At 69.9% G+C, this 24,261-nt stretch carries 22 protein-coding genes and 1 pseudogene; 14 read left to right on the top strand and 9 right to left on the bottom strand.

Annotated features, from left to right (window positions below; all coding sequences use genetic code 11):
• Positions 1–226 precede the first annotated feature (226 nt).
• From BT98_RS0120695 to BT98_RS0120680, 4 genes are all read right to left on the bottom strand, one after another.
• Positions 227–1,666, bottom strand: coding sequence for an IS1182 family transposase (locus BT98_RS0120695; protein WP_026033379.1), 1,440 nt, complete (start codon positions 1,664–1,666; stop codon positions 227–229).
• 83 nt (positions 1,667–1,749) lie between these two features.
• Positions 1,750–2,211, bottom strand: coding sequence for a GNAT family N-acetyltransferase (locus BT98_RS26940; RefSeq protein WP_076970170.1), 462 nt, complete (start codon positions 2,209–2,211; stop codon positions 1,750–1,752).
• Between the two features lie 129 nt (positions 2,212–2,340).
• Positions 2,341–2,919, bottom strand: a complete 579-nt coding sequence (locus BT98_RS0120685) for a glutathione S-transferase family protein (protein WP_019461909.1) — start codon at positions 2,917–2,919, stop codon at positions 2,341–2,343.
• Entirely contained in the window at positions 2,913–3,557 is a 645-nt protein-coding gene (locus BT98_RS0120680; RefSeq protein WP_079253332.1) for a GNAT family N-acetyltransferase, read from the bottom strand. Before BT98_RS0120680 ends, BT98_RS0120685 begins: the two co-directional genes overlap by 7 nt.
• A gap of 260 nt (positions 3,558–3,817) precedes the next feature.
• Here BT98_RS0120680 and BT98_RS28285 point away from each other — a divergent pair.
• The 6 genes and pseudogenes from BT98_RS28285 to BT98_RS0120650 form a co-directional block, all read left to right on the top strand.
• Positions 3,818–4,015 (top strand): annotated as a pseudogene (locus BT98_RS28285) (transposase); the annotation flags it as partial.
• A gap of 47 nt (positions 4,016–4,062) precedes the next feature.
• A complete protein-coding gene (locus tag BT98_RS28280; RefSeq protein ID WP_237719385.1) occupies positions 4,063–4,410 on the top strand; it encodes a hypothetical protein in 348 nt (115 codons plus the stop codon).
• Positions 4,411–4,600: 190 nt separating this feature from the next.
• A complete protein-coding gene (locus tag BT98_RS0120670) occupies positions 4,601–5,866 on the top strand; it encodes a M16 family metallopeptidase (RefSeq protein ID WP_019461907.1) in 1,266 nt (421 codons plus the stop codon).
• A gap of 23 nt (positions 5,867–5,889) precedes the next feature.
• A complete protein-coding gene (locus tag BT98_RS0120665; RefSeq protein ID WP_019461906.1) occupies positions 5,890–7,242 on the top strand; it encodes a TldD/PmbA family protein in 1,353 nt (450 codons plus the stop codon).
• 175 nt (positions 7,243–7,417) lie between these two features.
• Positions 7,418–9,082, top strand: coding sequence for an FkbM family methyltransferase (locus tag BT98_RS27510; RefSeq protein ID WP_019461905.1), 1,665 nt, complete (start codon positions 7,418–7,420; stop codon positions 9,080–9,082).
• A 49-nt stretch (positions 9,083–9,131) separates the two neighbouring features.
• Positions 9,132–12,911, top strand: coding sequence for a glycosyltransferase (locus BT98_RS0120650; RefSeq protein ID WP_019461904.1), 3,780 nt, complete (start codon positions 9,132–9,134; stop codon positions 12,909–12,911).
• Positions 12,912–12,986: 75 nt separating this feature from the next.
• Here the strand turns inward: BT98_RS0120650 and BT98_RS0120645 are convergent, their stop codons facing one another.
• The 5 genes from BT98_RS0120645 to BT98_RS0120625 all read right to left on the bottom strand — a co-directional run bounded on the left by BT98_RS0120645 (position 12,987) and on the right by BT98_RS0120625 (position 19,069).
• Positions 12,987–14,156: an iron-containing alcohol dehydrogenase gene (locus tag BT98_RS0120645; RefSeq protein ID WP_019461903.1), complete on the bottom strand. Its 1,170-nt coding sequence runs from the start codon at positions 14,154–14,156 to the stop codon at positions 12,987–12,989.
• Between the two features lie 179 nt (positions 14,157–14,335).
• Positions 14,336–14,593 (bottom strand): GlsB/YeaQ/YmgE family stress response membrane protein, encoded by a 258-nt coding sequence (locus tag BT98_RS0120640; protein WP_019461902.1) that lies wholly within the window; start codon positions 14,591–14,593, stop codon positions 14,336–14,338.
• A 142-nt stretch (positions 14,594–14,735) separates the two neighbouring features.
• A complete protein-coding gene (locus BT98_RS0120635; protein WP_051004905.1) occupies positions 14,736–16,013 on the bottom strand; it encodes a TIGR03862 family flavoprotein in 1,278 nt (425 codons plus the stop codon).
• Positions 16,010–17,695 (bottom strand): M3 family oligoendopeptidase, encoded by a 1,686-nt coding sequence (locus BT98_RS0120630; protein ID WP_019461900.1) that lies wholly within the window; start codon positions 17,693–17,695, stop codon positions 16,010–16,012. The genes BT98_RS0120635 and BT98_RS0120630 overlap by 4 nt, the downstream gene beginning before the upstream one ends.
• 51 nt (positions 17,696–17,746) lie before the next feature.
• Positions 17,747–19,069 carry an Hsp70 family protein gene (locus BT98_RS0120625; protein ID WP_115359206.1) on the bottom strand — a complete coding sequence of 441 codons (1,323 nt, stop codon included), beginning with the start codon at positions 19,067–19,069 and terminating at the stop codon, positions 17,747–17,749.
• A gap of 150 nt (positions 19,070–19,219) precedes the next feature.
• Here BT98_RS0120625 and BT98_RS0120620 point away from each other — a divergent pair, with 150 nt between their 5' ends.
• The 8 genes from BT98_RS0120620 (at position 19,220) to BT98_RS0120585 (ending at position 24,170) form a co-directional block, all read left to right on the top strand.
• Complete coding sequence (locus BT98_RS0120620; protein WP_019461898.1) at positions 19,220–19,873, top strand: glutathione S-transferase family protein; 654 nt, start codon at positions 19,220–19,222, stop codon at positions 19,871–19,873.
• 181 nt (positions 19,874–20,054) lie between these two features.
• Positions 20,055–20,510 carry a hypothetical protein gene (locus tag BT98_RS0120615; protein ID WP_019461897.1) on the top strand — a complete coding sequence of 152 codons (456 nt, stop codon included), beginning with the start codon at positions 20,055–20,057 and terminating at the stop codon, positions 20,508–20,510.
• Entirely contained in the window at positions 20,507–20,782 is a 276-nt protein-coding gene (locus BT98_RS0120610) for a hypothetical protein (protein ID WP_019461896.1), read from the top strand. Before BT98_RS0120615 ends, BT98_RS0120610 begins: the two co-directional genes overlap by 4 nt.
• A complete protein-coding gene (locus tag BT98_RS0120605; RefSeq protein WP_019461895.1) occupies positions 20,779–21,072 on the top strand; it encodes a monovalent cation/H(+) antiporter subunit G in 294 nt (97 codons plus the stop codon). Before BT98_RS0120610 ends, BT98_RS0120605 begins: the two co-directional genes overlap by 4 nt.
• Positions 21,069–21,329, top strand: a complete 261-nt coding sequence (locus BT98_RS0120600) for a Na(+)/H(+) antiporter subunit B (RefSeq protein WP_019461894.1) — start codon at positions 21,069–21,071, stop codon at positions 21,327–21,329. Before BT98_RS0120605 ends, BT98_RS0120600 begins: the two co-directional genes overlap by 4 nt.
• A complete protein-coding gene (locus tag BT98_RS0120595; protein ID WP_019461893.1) occupies positions 21,326–22,084 on the top strand; it encodes an MnhB domain-containing protein in 759 nt (252 codons plus the stop codon). The genes BT98_RS0120600 and BT98_RS0120595 overlap by 4 nt, the downstream gene beginning before the upstream one ends.
• On the top strand, positions 22,081–22,425 hold the full coding sequence (locus BT98_RS0120590; RefSeq protein ID WP_019461892.1) for a sodium:proton antiporter: 345 nt from the start codon (positions 22,081–22,083) through the stop codon (positions 22,423–22,425). The genes BT98_RS0120595 and BT98_RS0120590 overlap by 4 nt, the downstream gene beginning before the upstream one ends.
• The gene (locus BT98_RS0120585) at positions 22,422–24,170 is read left to right on the top strand and encodes a complex I subunit 5 family protein (RefSeq protein WP_019461891.1); all 1,749 of its coding nucleotides are present in this window, start codon (positions 22,422–22,424) and stop codon (positions 24,168–24,170) included. Before BT98_RS0120590 ends, BT98_RS0120585 begins: the two co-directional genes overlap by 4 nt.
• Positions 24,171–24,261: the final 91 nt, after the last annotated feature.

Here is a 24,261-nt window from a genome sequence, read left to right as displayed (position 1 = left end):
TCCGTCCCGGGGGAAGGCCCTACCTTCCCCCGGCCCCCATCCGCCAGGACTCTTCGAGCCCTGGACCCGGGGAGTTGGCGCTTGCTGCCGGCGGGGTCGCGCCGGGGCGCATGACGTCGCAATGACGGCCAGCGACCGAGGCCGTGGGAAAACGGGTTCGCGGTCGCATGCAGCCAGATGAACTTCACGGACGGCACCTGAGAGCTGGCCGTGGCGTTCCGGGTGTTCAGGTCCGGATGGCTAGCATCAGCGGCCCTGCACCCAGGATCGCGATCACCCGCTTCATGTTGTAGGCCAGCACGTGCAGGCTCATCTCCGTGCCGACCCGTTTCAGCGTCCGGGTCAGGAAGTGGGTCGAGCCCATCCAGGCCTTCAGCGTGCCAAACGGGTGCTCGGCGGTCTGCCTGCGGACGCGCATGCTGTCCGGCGCTTGGTCGAGCCGGTGCTGCATGGCGTCCAGCACGCCCTCGTGCTCCCAGCGCGTGACCCGACGCATCTTGGCGGGGGTGCACTGGGCCTTGATCGGGCACTCCGGGCACTTGGTTGTCCAGTAGTGGCGCAGCGTCATCCCGTGCTCGTCGACGCGGTTGAACCACCACTTCATTGTTTGGCCTGCGGGACATTTGTAGGCGTCCTGCTGCGGCAGGTAGACGAAGTCCTGCTTGCCGAACCGCCCATCGGCCTTGGCGCCCGAGGTCAGGATTTTCGGTACCATCGGCACCACGCCTTCCTGCTCGCACAGCAGGATGTCCTCACCCTTGTAGTAGCCGCGGTCGGCGATGGCGGTCAGCTCGGTATGGCCCATCACCTCGCGTGCCTGGCGTGCCATGCCGGAGAGCTGCCCCCGGTCGAAGCCCTTGTTGGTGACCTCGTGCGCGACGATCAGGTGGTGCCTGGTGTCGACGGCGGCCTGCACGTTGTAACCGACGATGCCGCTGCCCTTGCCGCTGGTGGCCATCGAGCGCGCGTCTGGGTCGGTCAACGAGACCTGCCCATCAGGCGCGTTCTTGATGGCCTGCTCCATGGTGCGGAACTGCCGGACCTGCTCCCGCAGCGCGGTGATCTTGTCTCTGAGCCGGGCCGACTTCGCCCGGGCGATCTCGTTCTCCTGCCGGTCGGCGGTGTCCATGGCGGCCATGTAGCGGGCGATGCTTTCCTCGACCTGCTCAATCCGGCGCTGGAGCTTGGCGGGCGTGAAGTTCTTGTCGCGGTTGTTCACCGCCTTGAACTTGCTGCCGTCGACCGCGACCACCGCGTCCGTGAACAGGTCAAGCTTGCGGCACAGCAGGACGAACTGGCGGCAGGTCGCCTTGATGGCCGGGCCGTTGTCGCGGCGGAAGTCGGCGATGGTCTTGAAGTCCGGCGCGAGCCGCCCGGTCAGCCACATCAGTTCGAGGTTGCGACCGGCCTCGCGCTCCAGCCGGCGGCTCGACTGGATGCGGTTCAGGTAACCATACAAGTAGAGCTTCAGCATGGTCGCGGGGTGATAGGAGGGCCGACCCGTCACCTCGGGCACCACGCCCGCGAAGCCCAGCGCGCCGAGGTCCAGCTCGTTGACGAATACCTCGACCACGCGGACCGGATTCTCCTCCGCCACGTAGTCGTCGAGGCAGGGCGGCAACAGCGTCACCTGACGGCGGTCAGCACCCTCAACGAAACGCTTCATTTCAGATCCTCCGCAGATGATTGAATCTAGCCGCGTCGCATCGCCTCGGCAGCTCCGATCATGCGTGCTCCTGACGTTTATTGTCAGGTCAGATCACGCCTCATCAGCATGACGTCGCGGCCGTCCTCCTGCTCCAAACCGGCATGCTGCCATCCAAGGCGCAGGTAGAGACCATCAGCACTCAGGGTATAGAGCCACAGGACTGAAACCGACACGGCGCGGGCAGCATCCTCCACCTGCCGCACCAACGTGGTTGCGTGGCCGCGACTACGAAATGCCGGTTCAACGTACAGACCTCCCAGCCAAGGAGTGAGGTCAGGCCTGCTTTCGAGATCGCCGCGCATCAGGCCAGCTGTCCCGACAGGTCGATCATCATCAAACAGGACGAACGTTTTGTTGGGGCCACCTGGAGGTTTGAGGATCAACGCAGTCATCTCGTCGACCGTGTAGCCGCCCGGCGGAGTGAAGAAGGCCTGCACTCGCCATCTGGCTACCAGCGACGCCAACTCCGGCTGTTCTGAAACTGCGGCTATGCGGGTGCTCATGGGATAAACATAACAGACCGGAACGAAAGTTCCGCACATACAGCCAGCCATGTGTCTGCCCAAGACCGCTAAGAGGCGCGGGCGTGAGTTTCCACACAGGCTGGACCCAAAACAGACTCTTGCCCAGGATTAAGCAGGCAACTCGTACCCTATCGCCGCTTCGGCTTCGATCGTGCGCTGGACAGCCGGACGGGCCAGCATTCGGTCGTAATGGGCGGTGAGGTTCGGAAAGATTCCAGTCGGCGGCCGTAGCGAGGTGTTCAATCGCCAGAACAGGCGGAACAGATGAATATCGGCGATGGAATAGCTCGTGAGCACCCAGCTGCGCCCGGCCATCCGCCGGTCGGCCATCCCGTAGACGGCAGCGGCGTGCTCCAGACCCTGCCTCCTGGCCGGGTGCAGCGTCGCGGCGGCGAAGGACATCCACGACACGGCTTGCGCCTCTCCCTCCGCGTCCTGGGGCAGCAGTCCGGCCCCTGGGTAGCTCCGGGCGAGGTAGAACAGGATCGCGGCCACCTCCGTCAGTGGTCGGCCGTCGATGAGGAGCGTCGGGACCTTCCCCTCCGGGTTCAGGGCCAGATACTCGGGGGTCCGGTTCTCGCGGCGGCGGAAGGAGAGAGGGCGCGCCTCGAAGGCAGAGCCGACCTCGTGGAGCGCGATGTGGGCAGCCATCGAGCTTGAGCCGGGGGCGAGGTACAAGGTCAGCATCGCAGTCGCTCCAGGCCGCTGCCCACGCGGTGTCGATAGACCAGATCTCCTGGGTCCTGCCCCCGCGCCTGGGCGTCCGGCGTGGCACCGATCCGCTCGGCGAGGGCGATGGATCGCGCGTTCCCCGGGTCGATGTAGCTGACGAGGTGGTCCAGCCCGATCGCCTCATGCGCCCAGTCCCGCAGGACCATCGCCGCCTCGGTCGCGTAGCCTCGCCCCTCATGCCCGTCATAGATGAGCCAACCGAGTTCCTTCTCGGGGTAGAGAGGCCCGTGGCTGATGCTGACCTGCCCGACGCATGCACCTGAGGCCCGAAGATCAACCATCAGTGCCCCGTGCCCGTAGAGCGTCCAGCCCGCCACCTCGTGGCAGAACAGCCCCCAGGCCGCACGGGTGCCATAAGGCCCGCCCATGCCGCGCGCGCGAGTCGAGTTCAGAAAGTCAGCATAGGCTGGAAAGTCCGCTTCGGTGGGCGCGCGCAAGATGAGGCGATGGGTCACCAGCCTTGGGATGAGCCGTTCAGTCACGCTGGCCTCTGCGGGGATGTCACCTAACCATCCCTCGTAGCCCCGGGTGGGCCGTGTCAAACGAAAGTCCGGTTTCCACCGAGGCTGTGTGAAAACTCGTCGATCCGGCATCGAAAGAGAATATCCGTCTCTTCGGCTGCCGGAATGCCCTTCTAGTAGCCGTCGATACGGCCATTTTGGCTCGCTTCAGGCTGCTCGGTGAGTCGGGAGCTACCGGGGAGCATACTATTCTCCACAGCACCTTCTGGTCGTGTGTTTTCCCACGGCCTCCACCCTTCCCGGCCGACCCTTCACCTCATGGACTGACCCTCGATCACTCCCATAAATAGGAAAACTTGCCTATTTCCACTCCCCCATGCTATCCCTCCCCCATGCGCGCCAGCTCCTTCTCCACCCCCCATCCCTTCCACCCGATGACCGAGGCGGAATGGCGCGCCCTCGCCCCCTACCTCCCCACCAACCCTACCGGCACTGGCCGCCCCGCCGACCACCGCCACCGCCTCGACGCCATCTTCCACGTTGCCCTCACCCATTCCCCCTGGTCCGCCTTGCCGGAACGCTTCGGCAATCCCGGCACGGTCGCCCGCCATTTCCGCCGCCTCACCCATGCCGGGTTGTGGCAGCGCCTGCTCAACGCCCTCGCCACCACCCCGCCCGGCCACCCTCTCCACGCCCTGGCCCATCGCATCTGCCGCGCCGCCCGCCGCGCCACCGCATCCTGGGCCTCGGCCTCATCCTGCTCGCCCGCCGCCTGGACCTGCGCGCGGCCCTGCCCGGCCCGCCCTGGCTGCTGCCCGATCCGGATTTGTCCCAAACCCTCGCTCGCGCGAAGCTTCCGCCGTTTACAGGCGCTTACGGCACCGTCACCCCGTATCGCCGCCTCGTGCGGGGCCTCGCCGCCCTGCACCGCGCCGCCGCCGGCCGCGCCCGCATCCCGCGCTCGCTGCGCCTGGGCTGGGCCTGACCCCCCGCCATGCCCGATTGCCATGCCCAATCGCCATGCCCAATCGCCATGCCCACTGGCCGGATCAGCCCTTTCTGCCTCGCCCCGGTCGCAGTTTCGGGCCACCGCGCCTACATTGTCCCCGGATAAGACAGCACGCCCTGCCCAGGACCGGGCCGGGCCCCGAACGAGTGGAAGACCGACCGAACCCATGAGCGATGCCGTGCGCCTGACGTGCCTCCCCAACGGCCTGACCGTCGTTTCCGACACCATGCCCCGCGTGGAGACCGCCTCGATCGGCGCCTATGTCCATGCCGGCACCCGGGACGAACGCGCCGAGGAGAACGGCGTGTCCCACTTCCTGGAGCACATGGCCTTCAAGGGCACCGAGAAGCGCGACGCTGCCGCCATCGCGCGGGAGATCGAGGATGTCGGCGGCCACCTCAACGCCTACACGGCGCGGGAGAACACCGCCTACTACGCCAAGGTGCTGAAGGACGACCTGCCGCTCGCCGCCGACATCCTGGGCGACATCCTCACCCATTCCTCCTTCGCGCCGGAGGAGGTGGAGCGCGAGCGCGGCGTGATCCTGCAGGAGATCGGGCAGGCCAACGACACGCCCGACGACATCGTCTTCGACCACTTCCAGGCCACCGCCTATGGCGATCAGGCCATGGGCCGCCCCACCCTGGGCCCGGCCGCCATCATCGAGAAGATGCCGCGCGACGCGCTGCGCAACTACATGCGCCGGCACTACGGCCCCTCCCGCATGGTGGTCGCCGCCGCCGGGGCGCTGGAGCACGAGGCGCTGGTGGAGATGGTCGGCCGCCACTTCGCCGACCTGCCGGTAGCCGAGACGCACGAGGCCGAGCCCGCCCGCTATACCGGCGGCGAGTTCCGCGAGGAGCGGGAGCTGGATCAGGTCCATGTCGTGCTGGGCTTCCCCGGCCCGGGCTATGGCGACCCGATGCACTACCCGACCATGCTGATGTCCGGCCTGCTCGGTGGCGGCATGTCCTCCCGCCTGTTCCAGGAGATCCGCGAGAAGCGCGGCCTCGTCTATTCCATCTACTCCTTCCACTCCCCCTTCCGGGACAGCGGCATGTTCGCGATCTATGCCGGCACGGGGGAGGACCAGGCCGCCGAGCTCGTCCCCGTGACGCTGGAGGAACTGCGCCGCGTCCAGCACGACGTGACCGAGGAGGAGCTGAACCGCGCCAAGGCCCAGCTCCGCGCCTCCCTGCTGATGTCCCTGGAATCCACCGGCAGCCGCTGCGAGCAGCTCGCCCGCCAGCTCCAGGTCCATGGCCGCATCATTCCGGTCGAGGAAACCAAGGCGAAGATCGCCGCCGTGACGGTGGAACAGGTCCAGGCGGCCGCCGCCCGCGCCTTCCGCGGCACCCCCACCCTCGCGGCCCTCGGCCCCATGGGCAAGGTGCCCTCGCTGGCCACCATCGCCGAGAAGCTGGCGGCGTGAGCGCCACCGGGATGGCGGGCCGGATGGAGGGCCACGCGGACCGCCACCTGGCGCGGCTGGGCGACCTCGTCGCCGCCGCCCGGGCGGCCGGGGCGGATTCGGCCGATGCGGTGCTGATCCGCGGCACCGCCCTCTCCGTCGCCCGCCGTCTCGGCAAGGTGGAGCGGATCGAGCGCGCCGAGGGCGTGGAGCTCGGCCTGCGGGTCTTCCTGCACAGCCGCTCCGGCCGGCGGCAGGCAATCGTCTCCACCACCGACACCGACCCCCTGTCCTTTCCGCCCCTGGCCGAACGCGCCGTGGCCATGGCCCGCGCCGTGCCGGAGGACGGCTTCGCCGGCCTGCCCGAACCGGCGAGGTTCGACCTGCCCGACCTCGACCTCACCAGCGGCGCCCGCCCGGATGTCGAGGAACTGGCCGCCCGCGCCGCCCAGGCCGAGGACGCCGCCCTGGCCATCCCCGGCATCACCAATTCCGAGGGCGCCGAGGCCGGCTGGTCGCACCGCGAATTCGCCCTGGTCACCTCCACCGGCTTTTCCGGCGCCTATGCCCGCTCCGGGCACCACCTCTCCGTCGCCGCCCTGGCGGGCAGCGGCACGGGGATGGAGCGGGACTACGACCATGTCTCCACGGTCCACCTCTCCGACCTCGACGACCCCGCCACGCTGGGCCGCCAGGTCGGCGAGCGCGCCGTCCGCCGCCTGAACCCCAGCCGCCCCGCCACGGCGCGCCACACGGTGGTCTACGACCCCCGCATCGCCGCCTCGCTGCTCGGCCACCTCGCCGGGGCGCTGAACGGCGCCGCCGTGGCGCGCGGCACCTCCTTCCTGCGCGGCAGCATGGGCCAGCCGGTCATGGCCCGCGGCCTGACCGTCCGCGACGACCCCACGAAGCCCCGCGCCCTGCGCTCCCGCCCCTTCGACGGCGAGGGCCAGCCGGGCGCCTCCCTCGCCCTGGTCGAGGACGGCACGCTGCGGAGCTGGGTCCTGGACGCCCGCTCCGCCCGCCAGCTTAACCTCCCCACCACAGGCCACGCCACGCGCGGCCCCTCCTCGCCCCCGGCTCCGGCCCCCAGCAACCTGTGGCTGGAACCCGGCACCCTCTCGCCCCAGGCGCTGATGGCCGATATCCGCGAGGGACTCTACGTCACCGAGCTGATCGGCCATGGCGTCAACACCCTGACCGGCGACTACAGCCGCGGCGCCGCCGGCTTCATGATCCGCGACGGCCAGCTCGCCGAGCCGGTCAGCGGCCTGACCATCGCCGGCAACCTGCGCGAGATGTTCCTCGCCATGACCCCGGCCGACGACCTGCGCTTCCGCCGGGGCACCGACAGTCCGACGGTGCGGGTCGAGGGGCTGACCGTGGCGGGGGGCTAGCGTTCCTTGCCGCCCCCGCCGCCGGGTCCATCGCGCCACCAGCCGGTGTGGGCGCCCGTCCACCCGCGACGGATGCAGGACGGCACTCCAAGACCCGCCGACAGGCGCATTGTTCGCAAGAAGGGCCGCTAGCGCGATGACCTCCCTATCCTGGGCACAGAATCAGGAAGATGTGATGCTGTGGCGGGCGCTGAAGCATGTCCCGGACGGCTTCTACATCGATGTCGGGGCCGCCGAGCCCGGCCACCTGTCCGTGACGCGCCTTTTCTACGAGAACGGCTGGAGCGGGATCAACATCGAGCCCAATCCCCAGCTCTTCCAGGAACTCCAGAAGGCAAGGACACGCGACGTCAACCTGATGGTCGGCGCCGCCGAAACGTCCGGGACGAAGACGTTCTACCGGATCGGCACGACAGGGCTCTCGACGCTGGACACCGCCGTCGCCGAGCATCACGCGGCCACCGGCTGGGAGGTCGAGCGCATCGACATCGCCTGCCGCACGCTGGCGGACATCTGCGCGGAACACCGTCCGGAAGGCCCGATCCACTTCCTGAAGATCGACGTGGAAGGCGGGGAGGGCGCGGTGCTGGCCGGCATGGACCTGCACCGCTTCCGCCCCTGGATCATCCTGCTGGAAGCTACGCGCCCCCTGTCGCAGGAGGAGGACTACGGCTGGGAACCGTCCCTCCTGGACCATGGCTATCGCTTCGTCTGGTTCGACGGCCTGAACCGCTTCTATCTGGCGGAAGAGCATTTCGACGAGCTCGGCAGGCACTTCCAGGTGCAGCCCAATGTCTTCGACGACGCCTTCCGTTCCGCCGGCCTGCCGGTCGAGCTGGAGGCCGCGCTGTCGCGCGCCACGAGCGCGGAGGCCCAGCGGGACGGACTGCTGGCCGAGCTGCAACAGGCCCGGGACACCGCGGCCGCGGATGGACACCGGGCCGGGGAGAAGATCGCCTCCCTGGAAGCCGCCTTGCGGGAAAGCCAGGACGGCGCTCTCGCCCGGCAGAGCGAGGCCGAGCGGAAGATCGCCTCCCTGGAAGCCGCCCTGCAGGAGAACCGGGATGCCGCCCTGGCCCGGCAGGAGGAGGCCGAGCGGAAGATCGCGGCCCTGGAGGCCGCGTTGCAGGAGGCCCAGGATGCGGCCCTGGCCCGCCAGCACCGGTCGGAAGTCGAAATCCGCTCCCTGAAGGCAAGGCTGGTCGAACTCCGTGTCACCTATGGGACGAGCCTCCGGGACGCGCTTTCCGACGCCGCGGAAGCGGATCGGCAGAAACGCGGCTTGGCGGAGCAGCAGGTCGTGGAAGCCATGCAGCAGGTCGCCGAGGCGATGCGGCAGAACCGCCGGGCCGCGGAAGAGACCGCGCAGCGCGAAAGCGTGGCCCATGCCCTGCGCCTCCGCGCGGAGCAGGCCGAAGCCCGGTTCCATGCGCTGCAAAGCAGTACCTCATGGCGCGTGACCGCGCCGCTGCGCGCGCCCGTTCACCTGATGCGGGGCGACCTGACCCCGAAGGACGTGGCCCGCCGGATCTTCCACAAGACACTGCGCTATGTCCGCCGCGTGCCGGGCGGGCGGCCGGCCGCGAAGCTGTTCGGCCGCGTCATGCCCCGGGCGTCCGGCTGGCTGGAAATGCGCTACCGCTACTACGACCAGGCGGCGGCCCAGCGCCTGACCTGGCCCATGGCGCAGCCCGAGGCGATCTGGCCCCAACCCATGGCCCTGGAGCAGCCCAGCCATTCTGTGACGGCCCTGCCTGCCGCGCCGGACAGCGTGTCGGGGCTGGGCGGTCGTGAGGGCAGTATGTATCGATACCTTGCGAAATTGTTCAGAAAGGCCTGAATGGTCACGCAACCCATGTTCGTGACAGCAAGGCGGGAACGGTACTGATATGCGGCTTGTCATCGACCTGCAGGGCGCGCAGGGAAGCAGCCACGAGCGCGGTATCGGCCGTTATTCCCGGGAGCTTGCCGCCGCGATGGCGCGCGCCCCACGCGGCCACGAGGTCGTCGTCGCGCTGAGCGGCGCTTTCCCGGATGTCGCCGGCAAGCTGACCGAGAGCTTCTCGGCCATCCTGCCCCGGGATCAGATCAGGTCCTGGCACCCGCCGCCGGGGACCTCCTTCTTCGCGCATTCGCCGAACCGCGGCGTCGCCGAGCATCTGCGGGCGCAGTTCCTGGCCTCCCTGCGCCCCGACCTGATCCATGTCTCCAGCATCTTCGAAGGGCTCGGCGACGATGTGGTGACCCGCTGGCCCGGGCCGCTGCAACGCCTGCCGGTCGTCGGGACCTGCTACGACCTGATCCCGCTGATCCTGCGCGAGACCTATTTCGGCCCCAGGGGCATCATCTCCAGCGGCCAGAACTGGTACTATGGCTGCCTGCAGGAGATGTCGCTCTCCACCGGCCTCCTGGCCATCTCCGAGTCCAGCCGCCAGGAAGCCATCCGGTATCTCGGCTATCCGCCCGGGCGTGTCTTCAACATCCGGGCCGGCATCCACGGCGACTTCCGCCCCGCCTCCCTGGACGAGAAAGGACGCGCGGCGTTGCTGCAACGCTACGGGCTGAAAGGGGAGTTCATCCTCTTCCTCGGCGCCGGCGACATCCGCAAGAACGAGGCCGGGCTCATCGGCGCCTATGCCCTGCTGCCGCCGGACCTGCAGGCACGCTACCAGCTCCTCATCGTCGGCAAGATGGACCCCGGAACGCTGCACAGGGTTGCAGCGGAGCACGGCATCCCGGAAGAACGGTTCGTCATCGCCCGCTTCGTCGAGGAGGGCGACCTTTCCGCGCTCTACACGGCCTGCTCGCTCTTCGTGTTCCCGTCGCTGCATGAAGGCTTCGGCCTTCCGGCCGCGGAAGCCATGGCATGTGGCGCGCCGGTCATCGCCAGCAATACGACGAGCCTGCCGGAGGTCGTGGGAAGGGCCGATGCGCTCTTCGATCCCACGCGGCCCGAAGAGATCGCGGCCCGCATGAGGGAGGTCCTGGACAACCCTTCGCTGCGCGATTCCCTTGTGGCCCATGGGCGGGAGCAGGCGAGGAAGTTCACCTGGCAGGCCAGTGCCGAGCTGGCCTGGGACGCGCTGGAGCAGATCGCCCTCCTGCGCCGCGACGAGGAACTGGGGGCCACGCGCCACGCGGTGCTGCGCCCGAGGCCCAGTCTCGCCTTCGTATCGCCCCTGCCGCCGCAGGCGACCGGCATCGCGGACTACAGCCGGGATCTCATCCCGAGCCTGGCGAGGCACTACGACATCACGCTCGTCACGGAAGCCTCGCCCGTTGACGATCCCAGGCTGACCGGCGGCTTCCCGGTCATCGATCCGGAAACCTTCGCCGCGAAGGCCGACCGTTTCGACCGTGTCCTCTACCAGATCGGCAATTCCGAGTTTCACCGCTTCCAGCTGCAGGACCTGCTCCCGGCTATCCCGGGGGTGGTCACCCTGCACGACGCCTTTCTCTCGAACGCCCTGCATGCCTTCGCGCACCGCAGGGGAAAGCCCGAGGGCTTCCGGGAGGATCTCTATGCCTCCCACGGATACCGCGCCGTCGAGGCCTACGAAGCGGAAGGCGATCTGGCGGCACTCGGCTCCTTCCCATGTTCGCTGCCGGTCCTGGAAAGCGCCATCTGGCTCATCCAGCATTCCAGGCACGCGCAGGAGGTGCTGTCCCGCCATTTCGGCGAAACGGTCACCCGCAAGACCAGCGTCATCCCTCACCTCCGTGCCTTCCGCCCGCGCCCCGGCCGCGCCGAGGCCCGGCGGAAGCTCGGCCTGGCGGAAGACGCGTTCGTCATCTGCAGCTTCGGGATCGTGGCGGCGACCAAGCTGCCGGAACGCCTGATCGGCGCGTGGCAGCGTATGGACGGCGATCCGGGCCTGCTGGTCTTCGCGGGCCTGCTGGCGGACGACGCCGCCCATCTGGCCGAGGGCACGGCTCCGGAGCAGGATGCGGACCAGCCGCGCTTCCTGGGCCGCATCGACGCGGACACCTACGACCTGTGGCTCGCCGCATCCGATATCGCCGTGCAACTCCGCAGCAAGTCACGCGGCGAGAGTTCCGGCGCCATCGCCGACTGCCTTGCCGCGGGCCTGCCGCTGATCGTCAACGCGCATGGCTCCTCGGCCGAACTGCCCGATGAATGCGCGATCAAGCTGCCGGACACGTTCAGCGACGAGGAACTGAGCGCGGCGCTGACGTCGCTGCGCGACGATGCCGGGCGCCGCGAGGCACTGGGACGTGCCGGCAGCGCCTATGCGGCCGAGGTTCTCGGGGCCGATGCCGTCGCGGCCCAGTACCACGCGGCGATCGAGAGTGCCTATGCCGCGTCTCCGGCCCCGGCCATCGCGCAGATGGGCCGCAGCCTGGCGGATCAGCCCAGCCTGTCGCAGGAGATTCTGGCGGACATGGCCCGCGCCACGGCGCGAACCCTGACGAGGCCGCTCGTCAGGCGTGTCTTCCTCGAGCTCTCCGGCTGGAGTCCGGAGAAACCCGGCCATGGCTCCGGCAGGGCGGTCGAGGAGACCTGCCGCCGCCTGCTCCGGCATGACGTGTCCGAGGCCCGGGGAGAAGCCGTCCGCTTCCTGGATGGGCGGCTGCACTATGCCCCGGACATCGCCTCGGCCCTGCTCGGCACGACGCTCCTGCCGGGCTGGCAGCGGCCGCTCGATGCCGGCGAGGGCGATATCCTGTTCTGCGCGGTCCCACATGCCGGAATGACGCATGCGGAACTCCGGGAAATCCAGCGCCTGCGCCTTTCGGGGGTGCAGGTGGTCGTGCTGCTGCATGATTCGCTGCCACTGCTGCAGCCCGAACGCCTGGGAAGCGATGCGCTTCCCCTGGCGGACTGGCACGCCCGGCTGCTGGCCATCGCGGATGGCGCCGTCTGCTGGTCGCCCGCCACGGCCCAGGGGCTCAGGTCCTGGCTCGACGATGGCCAGATCACGCGGAACTGCCCTCTTCCGATAGCCAGCCTGCGGGCCGGCGCCGATTATGTCGGCCCCCTGCCGGCGAAACTCGGCGACACGGAGGAAGGAGCCTATCTCGCGGCCATCAGATCCGCGGCCCGGCGCCCCACCCTTCTCATGAACGGTCCCTTCGCGATCTGGGATGGACTCGATCAGGCGCTCGAAGCTGTCGAGACGCTATGGTCCGAGGGATATGATGTCGCGCTGACCCTGGTCGGCCCCATGGGAAAAGGGATGGGACGTTTCGCGGCGGCCCTGCGCCAGCACCGCGAATCCGGATACCGGCTGCACTGGATCCTCCAGCCCGAGGAGACGAAGCAGCGCCAGCTCCGGACGGTCTGCTCGGCCCTTTTGGTCACGTCCGAGAGCGAGAGCAGCGTCCCCTTCGTCGATGAGGCCGTGCAGGTCGGGCTTCCGGTCATCGCCCGGCGGCTGCCGGGCCACGACGGGGTATGGCGGACAGACGTCACCCTCTACGAAGGGGCCATCTCCACCGCTCTTCCGGACGCCATACGGCGCACGCTCGGGCAGGCCGCGGCAAGCGCCTCGCGCCCGGCCGGGCGCGGCCCGTCCTGGAGCTGGGACAGCGCCATCGCGCGGTTCCTGGACGCAGTGCTGCGGGGACAGTGGCCCGACGGCTGGCACCCCCCCGCTGCCTTCCCGCCGCAGCGGGTGGACGACGACGCCGTGCTCACGGAGGGATAGGCAGGCTCCGCCCGGATACCATCGCCGGACCGGGCTGGATCACCGCCGGGAAGAAACGGGGGCATGAGGCTGCGGCTAGCCCCCGTACACCTCCCGGTACAGCCCGATGATCTCCTCCTTCCCCGGCACGCGCGGGTTGTTGCCGGGGCTGCCGGAGGCCAGGGCCTGTTCCGCCATCAGGGGCAGGAGCGTGTTCCAGCGCCGCTCCTCGATCCCCCAGGCGGCGGGGGACGGCACCGCGAGGTCACGGTTCAGCGCGCGCAGGGCCTCGACCAGCCGGGCCGCGGCGGCCTGGTCCCCCTCCTCCGGCCCCGCCACGCCCATGATCCGCGCCGCCTCGGCATAGCGCGGCAAGGCACCCGGCAGGCTGTAGGCGGTCACGGCGGGCAGCAGCATGGCGTTGGACAACCCGTGCGGCACATGGAAATGCGCGCCCAGCGGGCGGGACATGCCATGCACCAGCGCGACCGAGGCGTTGGAAAAGGCGAGCCCCGCCAGCAGGGCACCGCGCATCATGGCCTCCCGCGCCGCAACATCGTCCGGCCGGGCATAGGCGGCTCGCAGGTTGGGCGCGATGAGGCGCATGGCCTGGCGGGCATAGTCGTCGGAGAAGGGGTTCGCCCGGCGGGACACGAAAGCTTCCAGCGCATGGGTCAGGCTGTCCACGCCGGTATCGGCGGTGATCCGAGGCGGGACGGTCCAGCTCAGCTCATGGTCCACGATGGCGGCCAGGGGCAGGGCGCCCAGGCCGGCGATCAGCATCTTCTCGTCGCGTTCCGTGTCGGTGACGATGGTGAAGCGGGTGGCCTCGCTGCCGGTGCCGGCCGTGGTGGGGATGCAGATCACCGGCAGGGCACCGTGATCCGCCCGGGCGGGGAACTTCACGCTGCGGATATGGGTGCCGGGTTCCAGCGCGGCCTGGATGGCCATGGCCTTGGCGGTGTCCATCGGGCTGCCGCCGCCGAAGCCGATCAGGCAATCATGCCGGGCACCGCGCAGGCGCTCCACGCCCGCCGCCACCACCGTGTCGGTGGGATCGGGCACGGTGTCGGAGAAGACGGCCGGTTCGAGCCCGGCCTGCCGCAGCGGCTTCAGGCAGCGCTCCACCATACCGGAGGAGACCATCCAGGGATCGGTCACCACCAGGGGGCGGGACAGCCCGAACTGCGCCAGCACCTCGGCGACCTGCGCCACCGCGCCGCCGCCCAGGAGGATCAGCCGGGGCGTGACCAGGGAAACCAGCATTCTTCTTCCTCCCTTTTCGAGGAGGGAAGCATCGCGGATATCCCGGGATGCGTGAAGAGCAGCCGGGCAGCGGGGAAGTACCCTCCGCCACCCGGAAGCGGGCAAGAAAAAACCGGAGCCCGCTATGCCGGCTCCGGTTCCTTCATGACGCGCAGGTGCTCCGCCTGGAGGCTCTTTCCTCAGACGGAGTTCGAGCGCCGGGCCACCATGCGGTAGATGAAGAGGACGATGACCGCGCCGACAATGGAGGCGATGAACCCGGCTCCCTGTCCTGGTCCGTACCAGCCGACGGCCTGGCCGAGATAGGTGGCCACCACGGCGCCGATGATGCCCAGGATCGTGGTGATGATGAAGCCGCCAGGGTCACGCCCAGGCATCAGGAACTTGGCGACCAGGCCCACGATGAAGCCGATGATGATGGTCCAGATGATGCCCACTTCGGTGTCTCCGGAAACGTTGTGAAACCTTGAGCGCCGGCATGGCGGATGGGTTTCCTGCGGGACTGCGGGAATCGTCGCGGAGCAGGCGGGGGAATAGCCGGTGGACGAGAAGAGACGAGCGCGAGCCTTCCCTTGCCCCCTATGGCACCGGCGGAACCGTTTCCGGCAGACGCAGCCAGTGCTGCATTCCTTCCGCCGCCGCGCGGCCTGTGCTGAAACAGGCCTGGAGCAGGTAGCCCCCGGTCGGCGCCTCCCAGTCCAGCATCTCCCCCGCGGCGAAGATGCCGGGACGGCGGCGGAGCATGAAGTTCGCGTCCAATGCCTCTCTGCCAATGCCGCCCGCCGAGGAAATGGCGCGCTCGATCGGCCTGATCCCTGTCAGGCGCAGCGGGAGCGCCTTGACCAGCCCTGCCAGCCGCGCCGGTTCCGACAGGCTGTCCGGTGCCTCCCGCGCCGCCTCCCGCAGCAGGCCGATGGCCACGGGCGGCAGGGCCAGGGTCTTGCGCAGGAAGTTGGAAAGGGATTGCCCGCGACGGGGCGCGGAAAGGCGCCGCAGCACGTCCTCGGCTGGAAGGTCGGGCCGGAGATCGAGTTGCGGCACCGCTTCTCCCCGGAGAGCGATGGCTTCGCGCAAGGGGGCGGAAAGGGCGTAGAACACCCCGCCTTCCAGCCCCTCGGCCGTCACGACGGCCTCGCCCCGGGCCGTGCGGCCCTCGAAATGCAGGGCGATGCGCTTCAGCGGCTCGCCGGCGGCACGTTCGCGGAACAGGGGCGACCAGTCGAGGGTGAAGCCGGCATTGGCAGGGCGGAGCGGCGAGATGGCGATCCCGGCGTCGCGCAGGACCGGCACCCAGGCGGCGTCCGAGCCCAGGCGCGGCCAGGAGGCGCCGCCCAGGGCGAGGAGCGTGGCATCGGCCCGCCATGCGAAGGCTTCAGCCCCCTCGGGCTCGAAGAGCAGCCTTCCCTGCCTGTCCCAGCCGGTCCAGCGGTGCCGTGGGCGCAGGCGGACGCCCAGCGCATCCAGCCGGCGCAGCCAGGCACGCAGCAGGGGCGCCGCCTTGAAGGCGGTGGGAAAGACGCGGCCGCTGCTGCCGGTGAAGGTCGGCTGGCCGAGATCCTCGCACCAGCGGCGCAGCGCTTCGGGCGGGAAGGCGCGGATGGCGGCCTCCAGCCAGTCGTGGGCCGCGCCATAGCGGGGGAGGAAGGCGTCCAGCGGCTCGCTGTGGGTCAGGTTCAGGCCGCCGCGCCCGGCGATCAGCAGCTTGCGGGCCGGGGAAGGCATACGGTCGAAGACGGTGACGGCGCAGCCCGCCCCGGCCAGGCATTCCGCGGCGAAGAGCCCGGCGGGGCCGGCGCCGATCACCGCGACCGCCGCCGCGCCTCCGGGCCGCCCTTTCTCCGGGGAGGCCGCCGTCACGCCCCGAGCACGGCCTCGGCCTCGCGCACCACCTCGGCCAGGGCGCCCGGCTCGAAGGGGGAGACGAGGCCGGCGGAGCGGACGAGTTCGCCGAAGGGGGCGGAGCCGCCCTGGCCGCAAAGGGCGACATAGGCCTCCAGCGTGCCCGCGTAGTCGCGGCGGGACTTCACCCAGAGCTGCATCGCGCAGCAGAGCGCCAGGGTGTAGTCGATGTAGTAGAAGGGCGAACGGTAGATGTGGTGCTTGGCCTGCCAGCGCCCGCCCCGCGCCGGATAGGCGAGGTCGCCGTAATCCGTCCAGGGCATGTAGAGCTTCTCCAGCCGCTGCCAGATCGCGTGGCGCTCGGCCGGGGTGGCCCCGGGGTTGGCATAAACCTCGTGCTGGAAGTGATCGACGCAGACGCCATAGGGCAGGAAGGCGAGCGAGGTGATCAGGTGCAGGCGGCGGAAGCGGTCGGCGGCGCCGGGTTCCACCATCTTCTCCATCTGTGGCCAGGTAAGGAATTCGAGGCCCATGGAATGGATCTCCGCCGCCTCCATGGTCGGCCAGAGATAATCGATGCCCGGCTGCTCGCGGCTTTCCCAGTTCTGGAAGGCGTGCCCCATCTCGTGCGTGAAGACGCCGATATCGTGGTTGGTGCCGTTGAAGTTGGCGAAGATGAAGGGCACCCCATAGCTGGGGAAGGAGGTGCAGAAGCCGCCGCCCGCCTTGCCCGGACGGTTCTTCAGGTCGAGGAAGCCGCCCTCGTGCATCAGGCGGTAGAAATCGCCCAGGCGCGGGTCCATCGCGTCGAACATTGCCTGGGCGCGGGTCACGAGCAGGTCGTGGCAGCCCGCGGGCTTCGGGTTGCCCTGGGGATCGACCAGCGCCTCGTCCCAGAAATACAGCTTCTCCCAGCCATTCTCGCGGCGCTGCCGCTCCATCAGGCGGGAGACCAGGGGCACGACATGCTCCGCCACCTGCTCGCGGTAGCGGGCCACGTCCTCCGGCCCGTAATCCACCCGGCGCATGTTGCGGTAGGCGAGCGGGGTGTAGCTGTCATAGCCCAGCTTGCGCGCCATGCCGTCGCGCAGCTTCACCAGCCCGTCGTAGATCGCGTCCAGCTCCTTCGCGTTCGCCTCGAAGAAGCTCCAGCGCAGGCGTTCGGCGCGGTGGCGGGTGTCGCGGTCCAGGTCCTCGGCATAGGGGGCGAGGCCGGCGAGGTTCACCGACTTGCCGCCGATCTCGAAGCGGGCGGAGGCGAGCAGCGCGGTGTAGCGGGCGCCGAGCTTCGCCTCCTCCTCCAGGTCCTTCGCGATCGCCGGCTCGAAGGTGGTGATGTCTGTTTCCCAGAGGCGCAGCGCATGGGCGCCGGCGAGGCGCTCCAGCGCCCGGCGATCCGGCTCGGCCAGGAGGCGGCGCTTGACGGCAACCTCGTGCTCCGTCGCGACCGGGGCCAGGGCATCGGCGTATTCGCGCGCCGCCCTGACCTCCCCGTCGGTGGTATCCTGCGAGAAGCGCAGGTGCACCAGGGAGCTCCAGGTCTCGTATTCGCGCCGCAGCCGGTCCCATTCCTCCAGCGCCTCGGCATGGCCGGAGGTGCCGGGGCGGCCCAGCAGCGCCTCGATGACGGCGTATCGCGCGGAGAGGCTTTCCCGGCTCGGCGTCGCGGCGTCGATGTCCTCGAAGCGGATCTGGCTCATGGCGGTTCTTCCCGTTCGGGCTGTTCTTTCGGGGGGCGGTGCCCTCCGGCGCTACCTATCCTGCGCCTCGGCGCCGATCAGCGCGAGGCCCTCCGCCACCGAGACAAACTCGCTGCCGCCCGCCACCCGCTCCGGGCCAAAGCGGCGCTCGAAGAGGTGCCGTACCGCCGGGACCAGGGAGGTGCCGCCAGTGAGGAAGACGCGGTCCACCTCTCCTTCCCGCAGGCCCGCATCGGCCAGGGCGCGGTCCACCGCTGCCTCGAACTGGGCCAGCTCCGGGGCGATCCAGCGCTCGAAATCGGCGCGGGCCACCTCCTCCTCCAGCCGGAAGCCCTCATGCTCGAAGCGCAGCGTGGTGGAGGGCGCGCGGGAGAGCGCGGCCTTGGCGCCGGAGACGGCCTGGTAGAGCGCGTAGCCCGCCTCCTCCTCGATGAAGCGGATCAGGTGGTGCAGGCGCTCGGGGTGGTCGGCGGTGCGGGCGACCTCCTCGATCTCGCGCAGGGTGCGCGGGGCGCGCATGAGGGAGAGCCGGTGCCAGCGGGCGAAGTTGGCGTACCATCCGGGCGGCACGGGCAGGTCCTTGCCCATGATCTGGTAGCTGGTGCCCTTGCCGAAGCGCGGCGAGACCACATGATCGATGATGCGGTAGTCCAGCGCATCGCCGGCGATGCCGACGCCGGCATGGCCGAGCGGCGCGACGCGGCGCGGCGGGCCGGGCTCGAAGTGCAGGATCGAGAAGTCGCTGGTGCCACCGCCGAAATCCCCGACCAGCACGGTGGCCGCGCCGTCGAGGGTGCTGGCGAAGCGGTGCCCGGCGGCCTCGGGTTCCAGCGCCACCTGGATCCGCCCCTGGCCGGCGGCGCGGAAGCCATCGCGCAGCCGGGCCTCGCCCAGCGCGTCGTCCGCCGTCTCCCCCACGAAGCGCACCGGCCGGCCGGCCACGATATGCGCGCCCTGCGGCAGGCCGCCCGCCGAGTCGAAGAGGCCGTTGAGCAGCAGGCCGACGAGTTGGTCGAGGGCGTAGGAGCGGCCGAAGACGCGGGTCTCCATCAGGCTCCGCTGCGCCAGGTAGCTCTTGATCGACATGATCAGGCGGCTGGCGAGCGGGTCCTCCAGATAGGCCTCGATGGCGCGGGGGCCGGCGGCGTGGCGGGTGGCGGCGCGGCCCGCGGCCCCGTGCTCCGTCCAGAAGCAGAGCACGGAGCGGAAGGTGTCCAGCACCTCCCGCCCCACGGCGTAGCGGGCGGTGGTGACGGAGCCGTCTGGCTGCAGCGTGGCGATGACGCTGTTGGTGGTGCCGAAGTCGATGCCCAGGACAGGCCCCACCGAGGCACCCATGGCGGAACGGCCCATGGCAGCATGGGGAGAGGACATGGAGCGGCTCCGCTGGGTCGAGGGGGCGCGTCTTAGAGCCAAAAGCGACGGGCGGGGCAAGGGGTGGGGCGGCGTTTTCCGCGTAACGGGCCGCACGGGCGACGCTTCAGCGCGTTAACCTTTCCCGCGCCGCGCAACAGGGAGGCCACGATGCTGACTGTCCACCACCTGAACAATTCCCGCTCCCAGCGGGTGCTCTGGCTGCTGGAGGAGCTGGGTGTGCCTTACGAGGTGAAGCGCTACGAACGCGACCCGCAGACCATGCAGGCGCCGCCGGAGTTGCGGGCGGTGCATCCGCTGGGGAAGTCCCCGGTCGTCACCGACGAGGGGATGGTCCTGGCCGAGACCGGCGCGATCGTGGAATACATCCTGGACCGGCACGGCCAGGGGCGGCTCCAGCCGGCCAAGGACGGGCCGCACTGGTGGCCCTACCGGCACTGGATGCATCACGCCGAGGGGTCGGCCATGCCGCCGCTGGTGATGACGCTGCTGCTCAACCGCGCCGCGGAGAAGGTTCCGCCGGAGGCGCGCGATGCCATGCTGAAAATCCGCGACGGCTTCGTGGCGCCCGGCCTGGAGCGGATGAAGCAGTATTGGAACGACGCCCTTTCGGGGACGGGCTGGTTCGCCGGGCCGGAAATGACGGCGGCGGACATCATGATGAGCTTCCCGCTCGAAACCGCGGCGCAGCGCGCGCCCTTCGGCGAGGCGCGGCCGAACCCGGCGCGCTTCCTGGCGCGCATCCATGACCTGCCGGCCTACCGGCGGGCGCTGGAGCGGGGCGGGCCCTATGCCTATGCGTGACGGAAGCCGGTGTTCCGCCACGGACAGCCGTCGCATGAGCTGGCGGCCGAGGGCGGGCCCGCCGGATCTCGCCGCCTTCACGCCGCCGCGGCGCAAGGGCACGCAACCCACCGGCGGCGGAAAGGGTTAGCAGCGAGACCTGCCCCGGGAACTCCTGGAGGCATGACGTCGTGGGGCCGCCATGCCACTGCGCCTGATTGCGCTGATGCTCCTCTACCTGCTCTTCGCCGGGCAGGTGGATGGTGAGGAAGTCCTGGCCGCGCTGCTCTGTGGCGGCCTGGCGGCGACCCTGTCGCTGGCGCTGCGCCGCATCGCGCCCCATCGCCTCGGCTGGCCCAGGCCACCGGCCCGGCTCCTCCTGGCGCTGCCACTCACGCTGCTGCGGGAAACGGCGCTGACGGCCGCCGCGCTGTGCCGTGCCGCAAGCGGCAGGGAGATGCGGCCAGGGAAGATACGGGAGATCCCCGTTGCCCAGGGGAATGACCCAGGCAGCCTGACGCGGCGCGGCCTGTCGATCCTACGGCTGTCCCTGGCGCCGAACGGCTATGTCACGGACGACTCGGCGCAGCCGGGGCTTTGGCCGCTGCACCAGCTGGTGCCTCGTCCGGTTGACGGCGACGAGACATGGCCAGGATGACGGGCCCGCTCGCAAGTCCCGCCGGCCTCTGGCTTCTTGCCCTGGGGGCGCTGGTGCCAGCCTTCGCGGTCCCGGCCGCCATGGCGATACGCGGGCGGGTCGGCAGCCGGCTGGTGGCCGCGCAACTCGCCCTTTCCGTCGCAACGCTCATCCTCGTGGCGATGAGCTTCGCGTTCGATCTGCCATCGATCATCGACCTGCCCTTTGCCCTGGTGCTGCTGTCGCTGCCGGGAACGCTGGTGATGACGATCTTCCTGGAACGCTGGCTGTGAGCACGCTGCTGGCGGCCTGCCTTCTCCTGACCGTGGCGGCGGTCTGGCTCGGCGTCCTCGGCGCCGCGCGGTTGCGCGATCCGCTGGACCGCCTGCACGCGGTGACCTTCGTGAACATCGCAGGCGGCGCGGCGGTGACGGCGGCGGCCTTCGTGACGGACGGGCTCAGCGGACGCTCCCTCAAGATCACCCTGATGGTGCTGCTCTCCTGGGCCATCGGCGCGGCGCTGGCGCATGCCACCGGCCGGGCCCTGCTCCGGCGGGACCACAAGGGGGCGGAAACGGGATGAGCCTTCTGCTGGCCATGCTGTTCCTGCTTGTCGCGGCGACGGGCACCGGGGTGGCGCTGTCGCGCCAACCGCACCGGCAGGTGATGGCCATGGCCGCCCATGGCCTGGCCCTGACCATGCTTTTCACGGCCCTGCAGGCGCCCGATGTCGCCTTCTCCCAGTTCGTGGTGGGCACGGCGGCGCTGCCGCTGCTGTTCCTGGTGGTCCTGGCGAACCTGCGGCTCCGGCAGCGGCGCCCGAACGGGGATGGATCGTGACGCCACGCCTGCGCTGCCTCCTGGCCTGGGTGTCGGCCCTTTGCCTGCTGCCCTGGGCGGCTGCGGTGATCCACGCCATGCCGGAGTTCGGGAACCACCCCCTGCCCTATGGCGATGCCGTCAACCGGCTCGGCCCGGCGGAGCGGCAGGTCACCAACATGGTGACGGCGGTGAATTTCGACCTGCGCGGCTTCGACACGCTGGGCGAGGAGGTCATGCTGCTCGCCGCCGTGGTGGGCACCACGGTCATCCTGCGCGGTGCGCGTGGCGAGAAGACGATGGACCGCGCGGCCACCTGTCAGGGCCGCCCCATCGCACCGCGCAGCCCGGGCGTGATCCTGCTCTGCCGCGTGCTGGCGCCGATGACGCTGCTCTATGGCCTGTATGTCGTGCTGCATGCCGCGCTGACGCCTGGCGGCGGCTTCCAGGGTGGCATGATCATCGGCTCCGGCCTGTTGCTCGTGTGGCTGGGGGAGCGGTACGGAACATGGAGGCGCGTGGTGCGGGGCCATGCGCTCCATGCGGCCGAGGCTGGCGGCGCGGCGCTCTACGCACTGGTGGGGATGGGGGCACTGCTCAGTGGCGGCGCCTTTCTCGCCAACCTGCTGCCGCTCGGCGAGATGGGAAGCCTCCTGTCCGGCGGGATCATCCCTGTTGTCAACCTGGGCGTCGGGCTGGCTGTGGCCGGCGGCTTCGGGATGCTCTTCCTGGAGTTCCTGGAGGAGACCCGCGTGGCGGGAGAGGACGGGTCATGACGCTGCTGCCGTGGCTGGTCAGCGTCTGGCTCTTCGCCATCGGCCTCTACGGCATTCTCACCAGCCGGCATTATGTCCACCTGATCGCCTGCCTCTCGGTCACGCAGTCGGGCACCTACGTCCTGCTGCTGGCCGCGGGCTTCCGGTGGCAAGCCAGTCCGCCGGTCTTCCACGACCACCCGCCCGGCACACCCGCGGTGGATCCGGTGGTACAGGCGCTGGTGCTCACCGACATCGTCGTGGGTGCGGCGGTGACAGCGCTTCTGCTGGCGCTGGCGCTGCAACTGCACAAGCGGAGGGGCACGCTCGATCCCCGGCGCCTGCAGACGCTGCGGAAGTGACCTCCCCGCTCCCTCCCCTGGTCGTGGCGGTGCCGATCCTGATGGCGGCCCTGCTTCTCGCCGCCGGCCGCGTGCTGCCGCGGCGTGCCCCCGACATCCTGGCCATCCTGACCGCGTTGGGCGTGGCGGCGCTGGGGGCCTGGATGGCGCGCCTGTCGATGGCGGGCCCCCTGCTGCACTGGTTCGGCGGCTGGGCGATGCATGGGGATATCCCGATCGGCATCGCCTTCTCGGCCGATCCGGCCGGGGCGGCGATGGTCGGCTTGGTCGGCCTGATCGTGGCCTCGGCCTGCCTCTTCGCCTGGGGGTTCTTCGAGGAGGTGGGCGCGCAGTTCCATGTGCTGATGCTGCTCTTCCTGGCGGCGATGGCGGGGTTCTGCCTGACGCGCGACCTGTTCAACCTCTTCGTCTGGTTCGAGGTGATGAGCGTGGCGGCCTTCGCCCTCACCGCCTACCGGCTGGAGGAATCCGCCCTGACCGGGGCGCTGAACTTCACGGTCACCAACAGCCTGGGCGCGATCATGATGCTGGCCGGGATCAGCCTGCTCTATGCCCGGCTCGGGCGGCTGGACATGGTGGCGCTCGGCGAACGCGCGGGCGCGGTGACCGCTGCCACCGGCCATGACCCGGTGCTGCTGGGTGCCTTCTGCCTGCTGGTGGCGGCGCTGCTGATCAAGGCGGCGACGGTGCCCTTCCATCTCTGGCTGTCGGACGCGCATGCGGTGGCACCGAGCCCGGTCTCCATGGTCTTCTCCGGCGTCATGGTCTCGATGGGCCTGTTCGGCCTGGCCCGGCTCACCGGCACGGTCTTCGCGCATGTTCCCGCCGTGACGGAGAATGCCCATGCGCTGCTGCTCTGGCTGGGCGCGGCCAGCGCGCTGATCGGCGGCGCGGCCTGCCTGTCACAGCGTCACGTGAAGCGCATGCTGGCTTTCTCCACCATCTCCCATACAGGGATCATGCTGATGGGCCTGGCCATGCTGCGGGAGGACGGAACGGCCGGCATGCTGGCCTATATGGCCGGGCATGGGATGGTGAAGGCGTCGCTCTTCGCCCTGGCCGGCGTGCTGCTGGCGACACTGGGCGGGATCGACGAGATCGGCCTGCGCGGCCGTGGCCGCCCGATCTGGCCGGCCGGGATCGCCTTCCTGCTGGCCGGGCTGCTGCTGGCAGGCCTGCCGGCCGGGCTGATGGATACGGGCATGGTGCTGCTGGAAAATGCCGCGAAGCAGGAGCCGCATCCCTGGCTGGTACTGGCGGTGCCGCTTGGAGCGGGGCTGACGGGGGGCGCCGTGCTCCGGGTCACCGGCCGGATCTTCCTGGGCTGGGGCGGGATGCCGGGCGAGGAGGAACGTGTGCCCGGCGAGGAGGCGGAGAAGGCGAACCGGCCGCTCTGGCTGATGCTGCTGCCGGTCGGGGTCCTGCTGTTCCTGGTCCTGGCGGCGGGCCCCTTTGCCGAGGAGTTCGCACGGCAGGCGACCCGGCAGCTCTGGGCCGCCCCGCCATCGCCCACGCCCACGGGACATTCCTTCCTTTCCTGGATGGGGCTGGTCCTTGCCCTGGCGATCGCCGGCTGGGATCTCGGACGGCGCCACCTGCCCCGCCCTGTCAGGAATGGGGTGGGTCTGGTGATACGCCCGTTGCTGACCGGATTGCAGGGGCTGCACAGCGGATTGATCAGCGACGAGGTGACCTGGATCCTGGCGGGGCTCGCCCTTCTGTCCCTGGCCTTCGCACTGGGCTGATACCGGCCTGCGGCGGAAGGTCATTTCCCCCGTCGGGCGGTTGGACAGGGCCGGGGTGGGTGCGCCGAAATGCCCAGGCTCCACGATCCGC

This window comes from Roseomonas mucosa ATCC BAA-692 (assembly GCF_000622225.1).
Taxonomy (GTDB): Bacteria; Pseudomonadota; Alphaproteobacteria; order Acetobacterales; family Acetobacteraceae; genus Roseomonas; species Roseomonas mucosa.
This window is presented reverse-complemented; position numbering and strand designations above follow the sequence as displayed.